This window comes from Sorangium sp. So ce176 (assembly GCF_051519835.1).
GTDB classification, from domain to species: domain Bacteria; phylum Myxococcota_A; class Polyangia; order Polyangiales; family Polyangiaceae; genus Sorangium; species Sorangium cellulosum_G.
Genome location: NZ_CP150371.1, coordinates 11427459 through 11443093 on the forward strand (window position 1 = coordinate 11427459; position 15635 = coordinate 11443093).

At 72.1% G+C, this 15635-nt stretch carries 12 protein-coding genes; 4 read left to right on the top strand and 8 right to left on the bottom strand.

All coding sequences use genetic code 11. From position 1 onward, the window contains the following. Positions 1-122: 122 nt before the first annotated feature. The 4 genes from WMF42_RS43145 to WMF42_RS43160 form a co-directional block, all read right to left on the bottom strand. On the bottom strand, positions 123-893 hold the full coding sequence (locus WMF42_RS43145) for a hypothetical protein (RefSeq protein WP_437689053.1): 771 nt from the start codon (positions 891-893) through the stop codon (positions 123-125). A gap of 233 nt (positions 894-1126) precedes the next feature. Further along, positions 1127-2188, bottom strand: coding sequence for an ABC transporter ATP-binding protein (locus tag WMF42_RS43150; RefSeq protein ID WP_437689055.1), 1062 nt, complete (start codon positions 2186-2188; stop codon positions 1127-1129). Then, entirely contained in the window at positions 2185-3636 is a 1452-nt protein-coding gene (locus WMF42_RS43155) for an ABC transporter ATP-binding protein (protein WP_437689056.1), read from the bottom strand. Before WMF42_RS43155 ends, WMF42_RS43150 begins: the two co-directional genes overlap by 4 nt. Then, positions 3633-4322 carry a hypothetical protein gene (locus WMF42_RS43160; RefSeq protein WP_437689058.1) on the bottom strand — a complete coding sequence of 230 codons (690 nt, stop codon included), beginning with the start codon at positions 4320-4322 and terminating at the stop codon, positions 3633-3635. Before WMF42_RS43160 ends, WMF42_RS43155 begins: the two co-directional genes overlap by 4 nt. Before the next feature lie 260 nt (positions 4323-4582). Here WMF42_RS43160 and WMF42_RS43165 point away from each other — a divergent pair, with 260 nt between their 5' ends. Further along, positions 4583-5005, top strand: a complete 423-nt coding sequence (locus WMF42_RS43165; protein WP_233562629.1) for a hypothetical protein — start codon at positions 4583-4585, stop codon at positions 5003-5005. Positions 5006-5704: 699 nt separating this feature from the next. On the opposite strand, the gene WMF42_RS43170 is transcribed toward WMF42_RS43165, so the two are convergent. Together WMF42_RS43170 and WMF42_RS43175 are read right to left on the bottom strand one after the other, a co-directional pair. Further along, positions 5705-6061, bottom strand: coding sequence for a hypothetical protein (locus WMF42_RS43170; protein WP_061612876.1), 357 nt, complete (start codon positions 6059-6061; stop codon positions 5705-5707). Between the two features lie 41 nt (positions 6062-6102). After that, a complete protein-coding gene (locus WMF42_RS43175; protein WP_437689061.1) occupies positions 6103-9372 on the bottom strand; it encodes a Kelch repeat-containing protein in 3270 nt (1089 codons plus the stop codon). 608 nt (positions 9373-9980) lie between these two features. Between WMF42_RS43175 and WMF42_RS43180 the strand changes: the two genes are divergently transcribed. Both WMF42_RS43180 and WMF42_RS43185 read left to right on the top strand, forming a co-directional pair. Then, positions 9981-11645 (top strand): DUF1592 domain-containing protein, encoded by a 1665-nt coding sequence (locus tag WMF42_RS43180; RefSeq protein WP_437689063.1) that lies wholly within the window; start codon positions 9981-9983, stop codon positions 11643-11645. A gap of 43 nt (positions 11646-11688) precedes the next feature. Beyond that, positions 11689-13041: a DUF1552 domain-containing protein gene (locus WMF42_RS43185; RefSeq protein WP_061612883.1), complete on the top strand. Its 1353-nt coding sequence runs from the start codon at positions 11689-11691 to the stop codon at positions 13039-13041. Between the two features lie 171 nt (positions 13042-13212). Here WMF42_RS43185 and WMF42_RS43190 read toward each other — a convergent pair whose 3' ends face one another. Next, positions 13213-13884, bottom strand: coding sequence for a glutathione S-transferase family protein (locus tag WMF42_RS43190; RefSeq protein ID WP_061612879.1), 672 nt, complete (start codon positions 13882-13884; stop codon positions 13213-13215). Between the two features lie 190 nt (positions 13885-14074). On the opposite strand from WMF42_RS43190, the gene WMF42_RS43195 reads away from it, so the two are divergent. Next, on the top strand, positions 14075-14512 hold the full coding sequence (locus tag WMF42_RS43195; RefSeq protein WP_437689064.1) for a hypothetical protein: 438 nt from the start codon (positions 14075-14077) through the stop codon (positions 14510-14512). Positions 14513-14554: 42 nt separating this feature from the next. Here the strand turns inward: WMF42_RS43195 and trpS are convergent, their stop codons facing one another. Continuing rightward, complete coding sequence (gene trpS / locus WMF42_RS43200) at positions 14555-15607, bottom strand: tryptophan--tRNA ligase (RefSeq protein WP_061612881.1); 1053 nt, start codon at positions 15605-15607, stop codon at positions 14555-14557. Positions 15608-15635: the final 28 nt, after the last annotated feature.

A 15635-nucleotide genomic window follows, 5' to 3' on the forward strand; every position in this document is an offset into this window, starting at 1 on the left:
GGTTCAAATCTCTGTCTCTCTCTCCTCGCTCTCGCGCGCTCTGCGTGAGCTGTCGCCGAGCGGCGCGGTCCCCCTCGCCGGGGGGCCTGCCGTGGGTACAGGACGGGGGCGAGCCCGCGAGGCTAGGGAATGATCTCGATCCCCAGCGTCGCCGTCACGATGCCCTGCGCCTGGCCGTCGAACGTCACCTCGACGAGGTAGTTGCCGGGCGCGAACGGCTCACCTTCCGGATTGCTTGTGTCGGACGGTCCGTTCCACTGCCGACCCGACCAGCGGATCGTCTGCGTCGCGGTCGTCGCGTCGACCTGCACGGTCTCCGCCTCGTCGGGAGCGCAACACCCGACGTCGCAGAGGCAGTATTGCTGCGGCTGCCCGGCCGACGAGGTGCCCGTGATCTTGTACGAGACGAACGAGAGCGGATCGCTCGACGGCTCGACGCAGCGCCCGCAGCCGGTGGACTCCGCGATGCTGATCGGGGGGACGCTCGAGTCGGTGACGACCTTGTAGAGGAACTCCGCCGCCTCCCCGACGTGATAGACGCACCGGCTCGACGCGATCGAGATCTTCACGCCCGGGATCGTGCCCTCGATGTCCCGCACAGCGCACCGCTCGTCGAACGGCGAGCCGCCGCTGCCGCCGCCGCCGTCGCTGGCGCTGCCGCCGCCGCCGTCGCTGGCGCTGCCGCCGCCGCCGTCGCTGGCGCTGCCGCCGCCGCCGTCGCTGGCGCTGCCGCCGCCGCCGTCGCTGACGCTGCCGCCTCCGCCATCGCTGGCGCTGCCGCCTCCGCCATCGCTGGCGCTGCCGCCTCCGCCATCGCTGGCGCTGCCGCCTCCGCCGCCGCCGCCGCCTGCGCCGCCGCTGCCCCCGCCGTCATTGCGACCGTCACATGCCATCAGGCACGCACCGGATATGAGCGCTGCCATCAGCGCTCGAAGCACGTCGCTCGCCATCCAATCACCTCTCCAACTTCGCCGCCGCACATCGCGCGCGGCCGCGAACGCGCAGCAAGAGAGATGCCTCGCGCGAACCCTGCGCTGATCCGCGCAGGACAGCGCCCGGCGCCCGGGACATCAGCTCCGCGATTGTGCCGAAGTGGGCCACCCGGCCCGGCGCCGGCCCGCGGCCGTCACTCGAGCTCCGGGTACCAGCACGCCACGCGGTGGCCGCTCCCCGGGACGAGCTCCTCCAGCGGCGGGATCTCCACGTCGCACTTGCCCTCCTCGGCCCTCCGGCAGCGAGGGTGGAACACGCACCCCTCGGGCGGGTTGATCGCGCTCGCCGGCGCGCCCGGGAGCAGGCGGCGCGCCTTGCCGCCGCGGTCGATCGACGGCGTCGCGTCGAACAGCGCGCGCGTGTACGGGTGGTGGCGCCGCTCGGAGACGCCCTGCGCCGGGCCGATCTCCACGATCCTGCCGAGGTACATCACCGCCACGCGGTGGCTCACGTGCTCGACCACCCGCAGGTCGTGCGAGATGAACAGGAGGCTCAGCGCGAGCTCGTCCTGGAGCTCCTCGAGGAGGTTGACGATCTGGGCCTGCACCGAGAGGTCGAGCGCGCTCACCGGCTCGTCGCAGACGATGAAGTCCGGGCGCACCGCGAGCGCCCGCGCGATCGCGACCCGCTGCCGCTGGCCGCCGGAGAGCTCGTGCGGGAAGCGATCCATCATGTCCGGCCGCAGGCCGACCCGCTGCAGCACGGCCTCGACCATCGCGGTCTCCTCGTCGCGGGTCCTCGCGAGGCGGTGGATCACGATGCCCTCGCCGACGATCTCGCGCAGCGTCATGCGCGGGTTGAGCGAGCCGTACGGGTCCTGGAAGACGATCTGCATCCGACGGCGCATCGCCCGGAGCGCGCGGTCCGACATGGCGGTGAGGTCCTCGCCGTCGAAGAAGACCCGGCCGACCGTGGGCTCGATGAGCCGGATCGCGAGCCGCCCGAGGGTGCTCTTGCCGGAGCCCGACTCGCCGACCAGGCCGAGCGCCTCGCCGCGGTGCACGTGGAAGGTCACGCCGTCCACCGCCTGCACGAACGCCGGCTTCGCGAACGGGCCGCGCCGCACCGGGTAGAGCTTCGAGAGCCGCTCCGCCTGCACGAGCGGGCGCTCGCCGCGCGCGCTCTCGGCGCGGGCCTCGGCGGCGCCGGCCGCGTCGCCCTGCGCGGGCAGCGGGAAGTCGCTGTCGCGCGTCACGCCGCGCCCTCCTCCCCCGGGCGGCCCGCGCCGGCGAGGAGAAAGCAGCGCGCCGCGTGGTGCCCCGCGCCCGGCGGGACGGCGTACAGGTCCGGCGGCTCGGCGCGGCAGCGGTCGAACACCGCCTCGCAGCGGTCCTGGAAGCGGCAGCCGCGCGGCGGGTCGCGCAGATCGGGCAGCCCGCCGGGGATCGTCGGCAGGCGCAGCGATCGCTGGCCGCGCACGCGGTGCGGGCGGAAGCCGCGCGCGGGGATGCTCCGGAGGAGCGAGCGCGTGTAGGGGTGCGACGGCGCGGCGAGCACGTCGCGCGCCGGCCCTTGCTCGACGACGACGCCGGCGTAGAGGACGACGATGTCGTCGGCGAGCTCGCCGACGACGGCGAGGTCGTGCGCGATGAGCAGGAGGCTCATGGACGTCTCCGCCTTGAGCCGCTCGAGCAGGTCGAGGATCTGCGCCTGGGTGGTCATGTCGAGCGCGGTGGTCGGCTCGTCGGCGATGAGCAGCGAGGGCCCGGGCGCGAGGGCCATGGCGATCATGACGCGCTGGCGCATGCCGCCGGACAGCTCGTGCGGGTAGCTGTTCGCGCGGACCTCGGGCTCGGGGAAGCCGACCTTGCGCAGCAGGCTCACGGCGTAGAGCCGGGCGTCGCCGCGGGACATGGGCCGGTGCAGGCGGATCGCCTCGGCGATCTGGGCGCCGACCGTGTACACGGGGTTCAGCGAGGTCATCGGCTCCTGGAAGATCATGCCGATCTTCCCGCCGCGGACGGCGCGCATCTCGCGCTCGCCCAGCGCGAGGAGGTCCTGGCCGTCGAGCTCGATCGAGCCGCCGTCGATGGACGCGTACGGCGCGGGCAGGAGCCGCAGGACGCTGAGCGCGGTGATCGTCTTGCCGCAGCCCGACTCGCCGACGAGCGCCACGGTGCGACCGCGGGGCACCGTGAACGAGACGCCGTCGAGCACGCGCGTGACGCGGCCGTCGGCGGAGAACGAGACGCGGAGGTCGCTGACCTTGAGCAGCGCCTCCGCGGGCGAGGCCGCCTCGGCCGCCGGGGGCGGCGCGGTGCGGACGAGCGGGAAGGGGCGGACGCTCGCGATCGAGCGCTGGGTGACGGCGGGCTCGTCGTCGTCGAGGAAGCCGCGCGCGGACGTGGGGGCGCCAGGGATCGCCGGGGCGCCGCGCGCGGACGTGGGGGAGCCGGGCGCGGGGGCGCCGGAGACGGGCGGGGCGCCGCGCGCGGAGGTGGGGACGGTCGGCGAGGTCGGGGCGCCGGGCGACGACGAGGCGCCGGACACGGGGGGCGCGCTCGGCGACGGCGGCGCGCCGGGCGCCGGCGGAGCGCTCGGCGTGGAGGGCCTGCGCCGGCCGGCGTCGTGGCGGACGAGGGGCAGCGGGAGAGACGGGCGCCCGCCGAGGTCGTCGTCCTCGTCGTCGTGGCCGGAGCTCACCGTACGTACACCTCGAGCAGCGGGCCGGTGCCCTGGGAGATGCCCATCGAGTAGGCCGCCCCGACGGCGTCGCGGCCCGGCGCGACGATGGCGATGCCGTGGTCGTCCATGCGCCGCCTGGCCCAGCCGCGCACCAGCGAGGTGACGTCGATTCGCAGCGGCACGGTGGGGAGGCGCCGCGCGACGGCGGCGGGCTCCGGGATCGACAGGCGGGGCTGGCGGCCCCACGTCGCCGTCTCGGAGCGCCACGGCTCGAGGATGCGCGCGACCTCGAGGGGGAGCGCGCGCTCGGCGGGCGGCGCGAGGGGGACCGGATCGAGCACGACGAAGGCGCTCGCGATGTCCGCGTCGACGCCGAAGGTCGGCGCGAACCGGAGCAGCAGCACGACATCGCCGGTCCTGGCGCGCCCGAGCGCGATGGCGTCGGGGACGCCGGGCGCGGCCGAGGCGTCGCCGTCTTCCTGGAGCACGGCGAGGTCCGCGGGCGGGAGCAGCACCCGGCGCGCGTCGATGGGCGAGGGGAGGGCGCCCGCCGGCCGGCAGCGCCCCACGACGCAGTGCCCGGCGCCGCAGACGCCCGCGCCCGCGCACACGCCCGCGTCCGTCGCGGCGGCGCCGCCGCAGCCCAGGAGCGGCGGCGCCGCGACGAGCAGGGCCACGGGCGCGAGGGCGGCGAGCAGACGCACAGCGGGGGCGACCATAGCAGAGCAGGGCGCCGCCGGCAGGGGTGCGGCATGGCGGGGCGGGCGGGGGCCGCGTGGGGCCGCGGGGCGGCCGCGCGGGGACGCGGCGCACCCGGGACGCGGCGCACCCGGGATGCGAAGGGGCCCGGGGGGGCGAGGCGGCGCCGAGGGGCTGACGAGGCGATGCCGGTCACGGGCGTTGCGATCTCTGTTGTCGGGCTGCGGCCGCTCTGCTGGGATGCCGTGTCGTGCGCGTTCGAGCCTTGACCTTCCTGAGAGCGCTCGTGGTCCTGGTCGCCTTGCCTGCGGCGCTCGCCGCCTGCGGGAAAAAGGCGCCGCTCGGATCTCCGTGCCGCGCTGACGACGACTGCGCCTCGGGCCTCGCCTGCCATCGCGAGCAATGCCTGCACGAGGGGAGCGCCCGCCGGATGCGCGAGGAGGAGCAGCGCGCCTCCGGCGCGGGCGGCGCGCGGAAGGTCGGCGATCGCGTCGAGGTCGAGTGGAAGGGGTCGTACAAGCCCGCCGTGATCACCGGCGTCGTCGCCCCGGGGTCGTACCGGGTCCACTTCGAGGGCTACGACGCGCAGTGGGACGAGGTTGTGACGGAGGCGCGCATCAAGGGCGGCGCGCGCTCGGGTGCGGCGCAGAAGGCGGCGGTGCCGGCGGCGAGCAGCGCGGATCGCTGAGCGGCGGAAGGACGGTGAGGGATGACCGAAGTCGTCCCGGCGCCCCCGCCCGGGGCGGGCGGCACGCCGTCAACCCATCCGGGGGGGCCGGCTCGTCCACGCGGGAGATGGGTGGCACCCATTTCCCGGTGGACGTGCCTCCACAAAAAGATGGGTGGCACCCATCTCCCGGTGGACGTGCCTCCAAGAAAAAGATGGGCGGCACCCATCTCCCGGTGGACGTGCCTCCACAAAAAGATGGGTGGCACCCATCTCCGCGGTGGACGTGCCTCCAAGAAAGAGGGGTAGCACCCATCTCCCGGTGGACGTGCCTCCAAGAAAGAGGGGTGGCACCCATCTCCCGGTGTGTACGAGCGGAGCCCCGGTAACACGTCTGACCGGGAGCCGCGGTGACACCTTCCTGAGCTACGGGCCCCTGCTCCGGGAGGACTGGAAACAGGGACCGGATCCTCGTCGACGCGACGCGCCCGCCGCACTTTCTCGGACTGCCAGGAACTCTACACGAACCGCTCCCCGTGGTCGCGGTACACACGAGCTTCTCCTGGCGGAGATGCTGACGAAGCTTTTTCGTGCGCGGGTGCACCGAGCGCAGGCTGCGGGCGTGCACGGCGAACGAGCGGCCTTCGCGCCGCGGGGACATCCGGTTCGATTCGAGCCGGCGGCGAGGGGGGCGCCGGCCAAGGCGCGGGATCGCGCGACTCAGCCCCTGATCCAGGCGTTGATCCGCTCTGCCCAGGCGGCGGAATCATCGATGGTGAGGGCGAGCCGCCGGTACGACTCCCCCTCGAGCTCGATCGTCAGCGGGCTGTCCTTGCGGCTCTGCACCGTATACCAGAACTCCTTGCCACGATCGGTGTAGTACGTCCCCGCCTTGATCAGCCCGGGAATCGCCGTCCCCGGCGCGCGAATCTGCTTCCAGGTGGCGGGCGGAAGCGCCGCTTCCGCCCGCACCACGTGCGCGCGCGGTACCACGATGGGCGCGAGCTTCACGGCCCAGAGCCGCTCCGCGCCCTGAAGGGTGAGGGTCAGTCGATCCCCTTCGATCTGTAGCTGCATCCCGGGAATCTAGTTCAGCGGGAGCGGCCGGTGATCAGAATTCACCGCGGGACTGCCGCCCTGGAGCGGCGGATCCTCCGCCGGAGAGCGGCCCCGGCCACGGCGAGGTAGAAGGCGCTGGCCCCGCCGCCGGGCGCCCCTTGCCCCATGGAGCAGCCGGTCCCCGTCGGCGGCTCGCCCGCTCCGGCGCCGCTCGACGTGCTCGTCGGGCCCGGGCTGCCAGGGCCTGCAGCGCCGCTGGACGCGGTCGCCGTTCCCGAGCCGCCGGCGCCGCTGGACGAGGTCGCCGTCCCCGAGTCGCCAGCGCCGCTGGATGCGGTCGCCGTCCCCGATCCGCCCTCGCCGCCAGCGCCGGCGGTGGTGCTCGTCGAGCTTCCGCTCGCCGGGCCGCCGCCCTTGCCACCGGCGCCGCCCTCTCCGCCACTGCCGCCTGCTCCAGCACCTTCGCCACCAGCGCCGCCAGCACCGGAATCACCGCCACCGGCGCCGCCGACGCCGCCAATCCCGGAACCACCGCTGCCAGCGCCGCCCGTCCCAGGCTCACCGCCGCCAGCGCCGCCAGCGCCTCCCGCGCCGCCAGCACCGGAGTCACCGCCGCCGGCGCCGCCCTCTCCGCCGGCGCCCGTGCTGCAGCCGTTGTCCCCGGGGTCGTGCCATCGAGGATCGTACAGCATCGCGTTCCGGTTCGAGCCGATGATGAGGACCTCGCCGCTCGGCAGGAGCACGGACGCGTGATAGTCGTGAAAGACCAAGGCCCACGGGGCAGGTGTCCACGAGTTCGTCGCAGGGCCATAGATCTGCGCCGCCGTCCCTCCGATGGCGAGCACCTCACCTGTCGGCAGCAGCATGGCGACGTGATTGAAACTCGACATCGGGCTCATGGGCCCTGTGGGCGTCCAGGCGTTCGCCACCGGGTCGTAGACCTCTGCGGCTGCCCCGACGACGAGCACGCGACCGTCCAGGAGCCGCGTCGCCGTGGGCTTGCCCCGAGGCTCCGCCATGGGCGCGGTCAGAGACCAGCGCCGGGTCGCGGGATCGTAGATCTCGGCGCTGGCCAGCGGCTCCGCGGTCGAGAAATCGTAGTCGTCATATCCCTGGATCCCGCCGACGACCAGCACCCTGCCGTCGTTCAGCAGCGTCGCCGCGTGCTCCGCCCGCGCTGCGTTCATCGGCTCGACGGCGACCCAGGTGTCGTCGGCTGGACGATACAGCGCAGCCGATCGGGTCCTGCGGACGAGGTACCACTCGATCGGGTAATCCCACACCCCGCCGCCCGCGATGAGCACCTCGCCGTTTCCGAGCAAGGTCGCCGTGTGGTTGTGTCGACGCTCCTCGTCGGGCGCCGTCAGCGTCCAGGCATCCGCTGCCGGATCGTAGATCTCGCTGTAATGCTCCGTCGCACGATGGTCGATGAGGCCCCCGCTGAGCAGCACCCTGCCGTCGGCGAGGCGGGTCAGGTCGGGGAGATGCCGCTCGAAGTTCAAGGGCGCTGCCACGGAGCTCGTCCTGCTCGATGGATCGTAGAGCTCGGTGACCTTCGTGATCCCGTTGCCGCCCGCGATCAGGACCTTCCCGTCCGGCAGCTCCACGGCCTTCGCGAGATTCCGCAGAGCATTCAGGGGGGCGAGCTGCGTCGCTGAGGGCGGGAGCGAAGGGTCATAGATCTCGGCGCCCGCCGGGTTCGAATTGCCGTCGACGAAGTTGCCGCCGACGAAGATGACCCGTCCATCCGGGAGCAGCGTCGCCGTGCCGTCGTGGCGGCTCACCTGGCTCCTGGGCGCCTTCGAGAAAGTCCGCGTGCTCGGATCGTAGAGGTCGGGCGGCTGTTTGCCAGAGACGAGGACCCGGCCATCGCACAGCCGCGTCGCCGTGTGCGGGCCGCTCCGAAGGCTCATCTTGTTGCTCGCGAGCGTCCATGCGTTGGCCACGGGATCGTAGGTCTCGGCCTCGGCGTCCGGGTCGTAGCCGGTCACCAGCACGTCACCGTCCTCCAGCAAGGTCGCCGTGGGCGTCAACCTGGCGCGGAGCATGTCCGGCCCCGGGGTCCACGCGCCCGTCGTGGGGTCGTAGATCTCGACGCTGGACAGCGTGTCGGCCCCGATGACCCTGCCTCCCACGAGCAGCACGCGGCCGTCCTGCAAGCGCGTCGCCGCGTGCTCCCTGCGCACGACCGACGCCGCAGGCGTCGGCGACCAGGTGTCCGACACGGGATCGTAGAGCTCGGCCGTGGCACCCGGAGCGCCGCCAGGCGGAGCGCCCCCGGCGGCGAGCACCCGGCCGTCGGCGAGCAAGGTCGCGGTGTGTGACGAGCGCGCCGAGATCATGGTCGCGGCGGGGGTCCACGCGTCGGTCGCGGGATCGTAGAGCTCTGCGCTGGAGACCCACTCGGCGCCGCCCCTGGCGCCGCCCGTGACCAGCACCCTGCCGTCGGCCAGCAAGGTCGCCGTGTGAGCCGACCGCGCCTCGCTCATCGGCGCGGCGGGCAGCCACGCATCGAGCGCCGGATCGTAGATGGCCGCGCTGGCGAGGTGGAGCTGCTCCGACAGTGGGAGCCATTGCCGCCCGCCCGCGATGAACACCCTGCCGTCGGGCAGCAAGGTCGCGGTGTGCTGCCCGCGACGCGTCGCCTCCGAGGCCGCCGTGGCGGTCCATGACGGGTCCACGAGCAGCGGCGAGCCCGTCTCCTCGACCCAGAGCGAGATCTCGTCGCCTTGCACCTCCAGGCGCGTCGGGATGCGCCGGAGCGGCGAGGCATAGGCCTCGGGGGCCGCCACGATGATCCGCGGCTCCCCCGCCGCGTCGAGGACCTCCACGTTCGCGCCGCGCCGGCGGAGCTCCGCCCCCTCGACCTGCCATGACGCAACAGGTCCCGCGGCCGGCGCCCCCTCGGGGAACCAAAGCCACTCTTCCGCGCCGTGCCGCTGCGCCGTCCAGAGCGCGAAGCCGCCCGCGCGCGGGTACGCGAGGGCGGCGCCGACCTTCCGGCCTTCACCGCGCGCGCCGAGCTCGCGCACCTCGATGCCGAACCCATCCGGCAGCTCGAACCGCACGGCCCCGCTCCCCTCCGCCGGGAACGCGAGCGTCAGGCCGCCCCGCGACGGGCTCGCCGCGAGCTCGAAGCCCCCCGCGGCGGGCCGGAGAGCGTCGTCGCCGCGGAGCACGGCGCGGGCGCGCTCCTCGAACTGCGCCTCCAGCGTCTCGACGTCGAGCGCTTCGCCCGAAGGCGCCGCGCAGCCGAGCCCGCATGTCAGATGGACGATCAAGAGCAGCGCCACCCATCGCGCGAAGCGCCACCCAGCCCAAGGAATCACGCTTGAACCCATACCCTCCTCGACTCTCGCGAGCGCATCTCCTGCGAACACATCGCGCTGTCCGTCCAGCGCGCCGGCCCTCCTGGGGTGCAGCCCGCATCGCAAAAATTCAGGAGCTCGCGACGGAATGTTGCGCGTCGGGAAGAACCGTCTCGCCGGCAGCGTGAAGGTGGTCGCGCCCGCAGGCGCATCCGGAGCCTCCGGAACCCCTCTCCACGCTGTCCCGCACTCGACCTCTTCGGGCTCGGTCCAGGGCGCCATCGCGAGCCGACGCAGCCGAAAGGGCCTCCCGTGTTCGAGTCGACCGGACAGCGGAGCTCGCGAATCTCACGCTGCTTCACTTCTCTCTCTTGAGCAGAAGTAGCGACGCGCCCTGCGCTGATGGCTTGACATGCTCCCGGCGCGCGTCCGAAAGTGATCTTCGGCCGGCGGTGATCACCGGAGCGTGCGCCGGGAATTCTGTTCTCAGCCCCGAGGTGACGCCGGGGCGCGCAGTACCGCCTTGCTTTGAAAGTTCACCTCCGACCACGACGCGGCGCATCGCCGGGACGCCTCGGCATGCGCCGGGCGCAGTCGACCGGAATGGCTGGTCACCCAGGAGCAAGACAATGCCGCCCGACACCGCTCGACCGGTCCCGTTCCTCCGTCGTTCCCTCGCGGCGGGCATGTCCGCGCTGGCGCTCTTCTGCCTGACGGGCGCTGCCTGTACCGGGCAGCTCGGCGACGAAACGGAGCCCGCCGAGGTCGACCCGCTCACGGGCGAGCCGGCGGTGCAAGACTGCAGCGTCACCCGAACGAGCCCCGGCGTCCTGCGCCGCCTGTCCAGGATCGAGTACCAGCTCACCCTTCAGGACCTGTTCCAGCTCGACGAGCCGCCCGTCGTGGACAGCATCCCGGAGGACACCGGCCAGGGCGGCTTCCGCACGATAGCCACCCTCCAGAACGTGTCGGACCAGCACCTGCGCGCCTACCTGGCGACGGCGGAGACGCTCGGTCAGGAGCTCATGGCGGACGAGGCGCGCCGGACATCGGTGCTCGGCTGCGCGCCGGACGCCGACGACTGCCTCGAGCGCTTCGTCCACCGGTTCGGCAAGCTGGCCTATCGAAGGCCGCTGTCGGCCGAGGAGGCGAGCGACCTGGCCGCGCGGGCGACCGAGGCCGCGCAGGACAGGGCGGACGCGTTCCGCTTCGTCATCGAGGCGCTGCTCACCTCGCCGAGCTTCCTGTTCCGCATCGAGGTCGGCGCGTCGGGGCAGGAGACATCGCCCCTGACGCCGCTCGAGCTCGCCTCGCGCCTTTCGTTCACGCTGTGGGGCCGGTCCCCCAGCGAGGATCTGCTCGCGCGGGCGGAGGCCGGCGAGCTCGACAGCCCTGACGGGCTGCGCGCTGTCGCGGAGGAGATGGTCGAGGACAGGCGCACCGAGCTCTTCTTCAACGCCTTCTTCAAGCAGTGGCTCACCTTCGAGCAGCTTCGCCCGCCGGCGAACCCGGACCCGTCGTGGACGCCCGCCCTGCTCGAGGACATGATCGCCGAGAGCGAGCGCGTCCTCGGCGAGCACGCCTTCACCCCCGACACCGACTTCCTCGACGCGCTCACCGCGAACCACACGTACCTCACCCCGGAGCTCGCGAAGTTCTACGGCCTGGAGGCGTCGGGAGACGGTATGACCCGCGTGGAGTTCCCGGCCGGCCACCACCGGGCGAACACGGGGCTCCTCACGCACGCCAGCCTGATCAGCGCCAAGAACGACGGCGACCTGATCGCCGTGCGCGGCCAGTGGATCCGGGCGGCCTTCCTCTGCCAGAAGATCTACATCCCCGCGGGGCTCCTCGAGCAGATCGAGGGCGAGCTCTCCGGCCTGAGCTACGTCGACGTCATCAAGAAGCGCAACACGCAGGAGGGGTGCGCCGGGTGCCACGCGCTCATCGATCCCATCGGCGTCGGGTTCGCCCAGTACGACAAGAACGGGCGGTACGACGGGAGCATCGGTATCGACGAGTTCGGGATCGCGCCGCGCTTCGAGGGCGCAGCCAACGAGTCGTTCGACTCGCTCGCTGCCCTGGCGGCGGAGCTCCGGCAGAGCCCCGATCTGGCCGCGTGCGTCGCGGAGAAGCTGTTCATCTACACCCAGGGGCGCGAGCCGGCGAGCGAGGACCGCTGCGCGATCGACGCCGCCGCCGAGGGCTTCGCGCAGGACGGCAACCGGTTCCGTTCCTTCCTGACCACCATCGTCCAGTCGCCGGCGTTCCGGCTGCGGAGGGCGCCAGAGTGATGTGCGCGCACAGCGTCCGACAGACGGAAGAGGAGTGTCGCCGATGAAGATCTCGAGAAGAGCCCTGCTCCGCGGGGCCGGCGTCGCGGTCGCCTTGCCGTTCCTCGACGCCATGCGACCGCGGCGCGCCAGCGCCGCGCCGGAGGACGCCCCGAAGCGCTTCGTGGCGTTCTTCGTGCCGAACGGCACGGATCCCGGGGCGTGGCACCCCGGCACGGCGGGGCCGCTCTCGCCGGAGGCGCTGACGCCGTGCCTCGTGGACATGAAGGGCTTCCAGGCCGAGCGCGAGTGGCCGGCGGGGGAGGCGATCTGGCAGGACGTCACGATGGTGTCCGGCGTCGATCACCAGGCGATCTGCTCGGACATCCACAGCCCGGCGATGGCGCTCTGCGCGCACACCGACGGCGGCGGCCAGGCCGTCCCGAAGAAGGCCACGCTCGATCAGGTCCTCGCCGACCACATCGCGGCCGGGACGCCGTATCGCAGCCTCAACCTGTCTCCCACGGGCGACACGGCGGTCACGCAGGGCTTCATCTCGTTCCGGGACGGCGGTCAGGTAGAGGACGCCTTCCGCGATCCGGCCCGCCTGTTCGACACGCTGTTCAGCAACCTGGGCAACCCGAACGCGGAGATGGACAACATCCGGCAGCGTCGAGCCAGCGTCCTCGACTGGGTGAGGGAGGACGCGCGGCGCCTGAACCAGCGCCTCGGCGCGGCGGACAGGGCGCGCGTGGAGCAGCACCTCGAGTCGGTGTTCGAGCTGGAGAAGCAGATCCAGTCGACGACCGCGTCGGGCTGCACCGTCCCCGGCAAGCCCGAGCGGGGGCTGGACCTGCACGGCAAGTTCAAGCAGATGATCGATCTCGGGCTGCTAGCGCTCACCTGCGACCTGACGCGGGTGCTCGTCCTGCAGTACTCGAACAGCTGGGGCCTCGACTTCGCCGGGTATGATCTGCCGGACGGCGTGGGGACCTGGAGCGATCACTTCATCTCGCACAAGCTCGGCGATCGCGATCGCGCCACCGACCTCGACGGCCTGCCGCAGGCGGAGGCGATGCGCGTCGCCAACGCCCGCGTCGTCCAGACCTCCCGGTTCAAGGTGCGCCGCTTCGCCTACCTGCTCAACGCGATGAAGGCGGCGACAACGCCGACGGGCAACCTGCTCGACGAGTCGCTCGTGCTCTACACGTCCGAGAACGGCGACGGGGACTCCCATGGCCGCAAGAACATGCCCGTCATGCTGGCGGGACACGTGGGGGGCTTCCAGACAGGCCGCGTCGTCAAGGCGGGCAACGCTCCCCCGACCGGCGCGCTGCATTGCTCCATCATCAACTACTTCGGCATCGAGATGGCGAAGTACGGCGATCCGGCGGGCGGGCCCATCGCCGGCCTGTGAGCCCCGCGCGCCGCGACAGCCCACGGACGAGGCGCGCTCGCGCTGGAGCTCCCCGGCGATCTCGTCGCGAGCCCGGGTCTCCGTGGGCGCCCGTCTCCTCGTGTTCCGGCAGGTCGTATGTCGCTCGCGTCAGCGGCGCAGGCGATCGGTCAGGCGGTATTCGGGGCCGGCTCAAGCTCTGTTCGGAGCGCCCGTCTCGTCGTCTTTGGGGAAGGGCGCCATCTGGTCGGCCAGCGCCTTCCGGAATGCGGGCCGCGCCTCGCACCGCTTCTGGTAGGCGTCGAGCACGGGCATCGTCGCGATAAGATCCGTGTGGCGGAGGATGCGCAGCACCGTCGTCATGAGCAGGTCCGCCGCGGTGAAGCGGCCCTCGAGGTACTCTCGCCCTTCCAGCTGCTCTGACAGCTTCAAAAGCGGCCTGTTCACCGCCTCGACGGCGGACGGCCGGCGCAGCTTCGCCCATTCCTCGTCCGGGTAAAACAGGTCGATCTCGGCGAGGTTCTGGATCGGCGGCTCGACCGTGTTCAGCGCCGCAAACATCCACGACCTGACACGCGCCCGGGCGCCAGGGTCGGACGGCAGCAGCGCGTCGGAGCGCTCGGCGATATGCAGCACGATCGCGCCGGACTCGAACAGCACCCGCCCGTCCTCCTCGTAGGCAGGCACCTGCCCGAAGGGCTGGAGGTCGCGGTGGATCTCGGACGCCTGATCTCCAGGCCAGATCAGCAGCTCCTCGTAGGCGAGGCCCGCCTCCTCGAGCGCCCAGCGCACGCGGAGATCACGCACCAATCCTCGGGCAAAAGGCGGCACCCAGCCAAATGCGGTTAGCCTGATCCTGGCCATCTCGTCTCTCTCCTTTCGGGGGCTAACCTATCGGCGATCCGCCGCGGCGGCCAGCGCGATGCCCGACCAGCGAGCACGTCGGCGTCCCGCCGCAGCGCCTCGCGCGCTTCGACAGCCTGAACTCAGGACGGGCGGCTCGGGAGGGTGGGCGGAGCTCGCGCAGCGGTTCGGGGACCACGACCAGGCGCACATGGTCAGGGACGTGGCGGCGGCGTCTTCGAGCCCCCGAGGGCGATCGCCGATCCTCGTTTCCCTGGGCGATGGCCACGGCAACTTCGAGCTGACCCACGATGTGCCGGCCGGCGTGTTCCTGTCGGGGGTCATCGGGGGCGACGTGACGGGCGACGGGCTCCCGGACGCGGTGGTGGCGATGACCGGCGTGGGCGCCGGCGTCGCCGTCTTCCCGCACGACGGCGCGCGCGGGTTCGACACGACCGGCCAGCAGATCCAGACGCCGGAGGGCACGTTCGAGGGCCGCCCCGCGCCGTTCCCCGGCGCCTTTGGCGACATCGACGGCTTCGGCGTCGGCATCACCGATTTCGACTGCAACGGTTGCCCTGACGTGGTGGGCGTCCAGCTCGACGGCCTGGTCGTCTTCCGCGGCCGCGGCTGCGCGACGGCGCCCTGAGCGCCGCCGCGGGCACGTCTCGCCGGCGAGCCGGCGCTCGGCTCAGCGGGCCGAGGCGCGCGTCAGAAAGCCCACGGCCTCGTACATGCGCCTGAGCGTCGGCGCCGCGCGCGCCGCCGCGCGCTCCGCGCCGAGCGCCAGGATGCGGTCGAGCTCCCCCTTGTCCTGCAGGTTCGTCTGATACCTCTCGCGCAGCGGCCGCAGGAGCTCGACAACGATATCGGCCGTCTCCACCTTGAGGTGCCCATACTGCTTGCCCGTGTAGCTCTCGACGATCGCGCGCGGGTCCTTGCCGGTGATCGCGGCCTGGATCGAGATCAGGTTCGTCACGCCGGCCTTCTCCTCGCGCTCCGGCGCAAAGACGATCTCGCTCCCGGAGTCGGTCACCGCGCGCTTGATCTTCTTGCGGATCGCGTCGTCGCCGTCGTCGAGAAAGACGGTCGCGTTGACGTCGGCGTCCGACTTCGACATCTTGGCCGACGGGTTCTGCAGGCTCATGATCCTGGCGCCCACCGGCGGGATGTAGGGCTCGGGCACGCGGAAGATCGGGTTTTTCACCGTGACCGTCCCGTCCTTCGCGGTCTCCGCGTCGCCATACGTGTTGTTCACGCGGTTCGCGACGTCGCGCGCGAGCTCGAGGTGCTGCTTCTGGTCCTGGCCCACGGGCACGAGATCGGTTTGATAGAGCAAGATGTCGGCGGCCATGAGCACGGGATACGTGAAGAGCCCCACGCCGATGTTCTGATCTCTGGCGCTCTTGTCCTTGAACTGCGTCATGCGCGAGAGCTCGCCCATGTACGCGTTGCACGTCAGGAGCCAGCCGAGCTCCGCGTGCGCCGGCACGTGCGACTGGGCGAAGATGATGTTCTTGGCCGGATCGAGCCCGGCCGCGAGGTACATCGCCAGGCCCTCGTAGGTGCGGTTGCGCAGCTCCCTGGGATCTTGAGGCACGGTGATCGCGTGCATGTCGACCAGGCAGTAAAGACAGTCGTAGTCGTCTTGCAGCTTCACCCAGTTCTTGAGGGCGCCGAGGTAGTTGCCGAGCATGAGCCGCCCCGACGGCTGGATCCCTGAGAAGATGACTTTCTTCGACATTTTGCGTACCCCGTGATCGATCTCTTGT

Coding starts and splice junctions, on each gene's coding strand:
- WMF42_RS43170 (WP_061612876.1), bottom strand. CDS start 6,061: ATGCAGCTACAGATCGAAGGGGATCGACTGACCCTCACCCTTCAGGGC.
- trpS (WP_061612881.1), bottom strand. CDS start 15,607: ATGTCGAAGAAAGTCATCTTCTCAGGGATCCAGCCGTCGGGGCGGCTC.
- WMF42_RS43145 (WP_437689053.1), bottom strand. CDS start 893: ATGGCATGTGACGGTCGCAATGACGGCGGGGGCAGCGGCGGCGCAGGC.
- WMF42_RS43185 (WP_061612883.1), top strand. CDS start 11,689: ATGAAGATCTCGAGAAGAGCCCTGCTCCGCGGGGCCGGCGTCGCGGTC.
- WMF42_RS43180 (WP_437689063.1), top strand. CDS start 9,981: ATGCCGCCCGACACCGCTCGACCGGTCCCGTTCCTCCGTCGTTCCCTC.
- WMF42_RS43195 (WP_437689064.1), top strand. CDS start 14,075: ATGGTCAGGGACGTGGCGGCGGCGTCTTCGAGCCCCCGAGGGCGATCG.
- WMF42_RS43190 (WP_061612879.1), bottom strand. CDS start 13,884: ATGGCCAGGATCAGGCTAACCGCATTTGGCTGGGTGCCGCCTTTTGCC.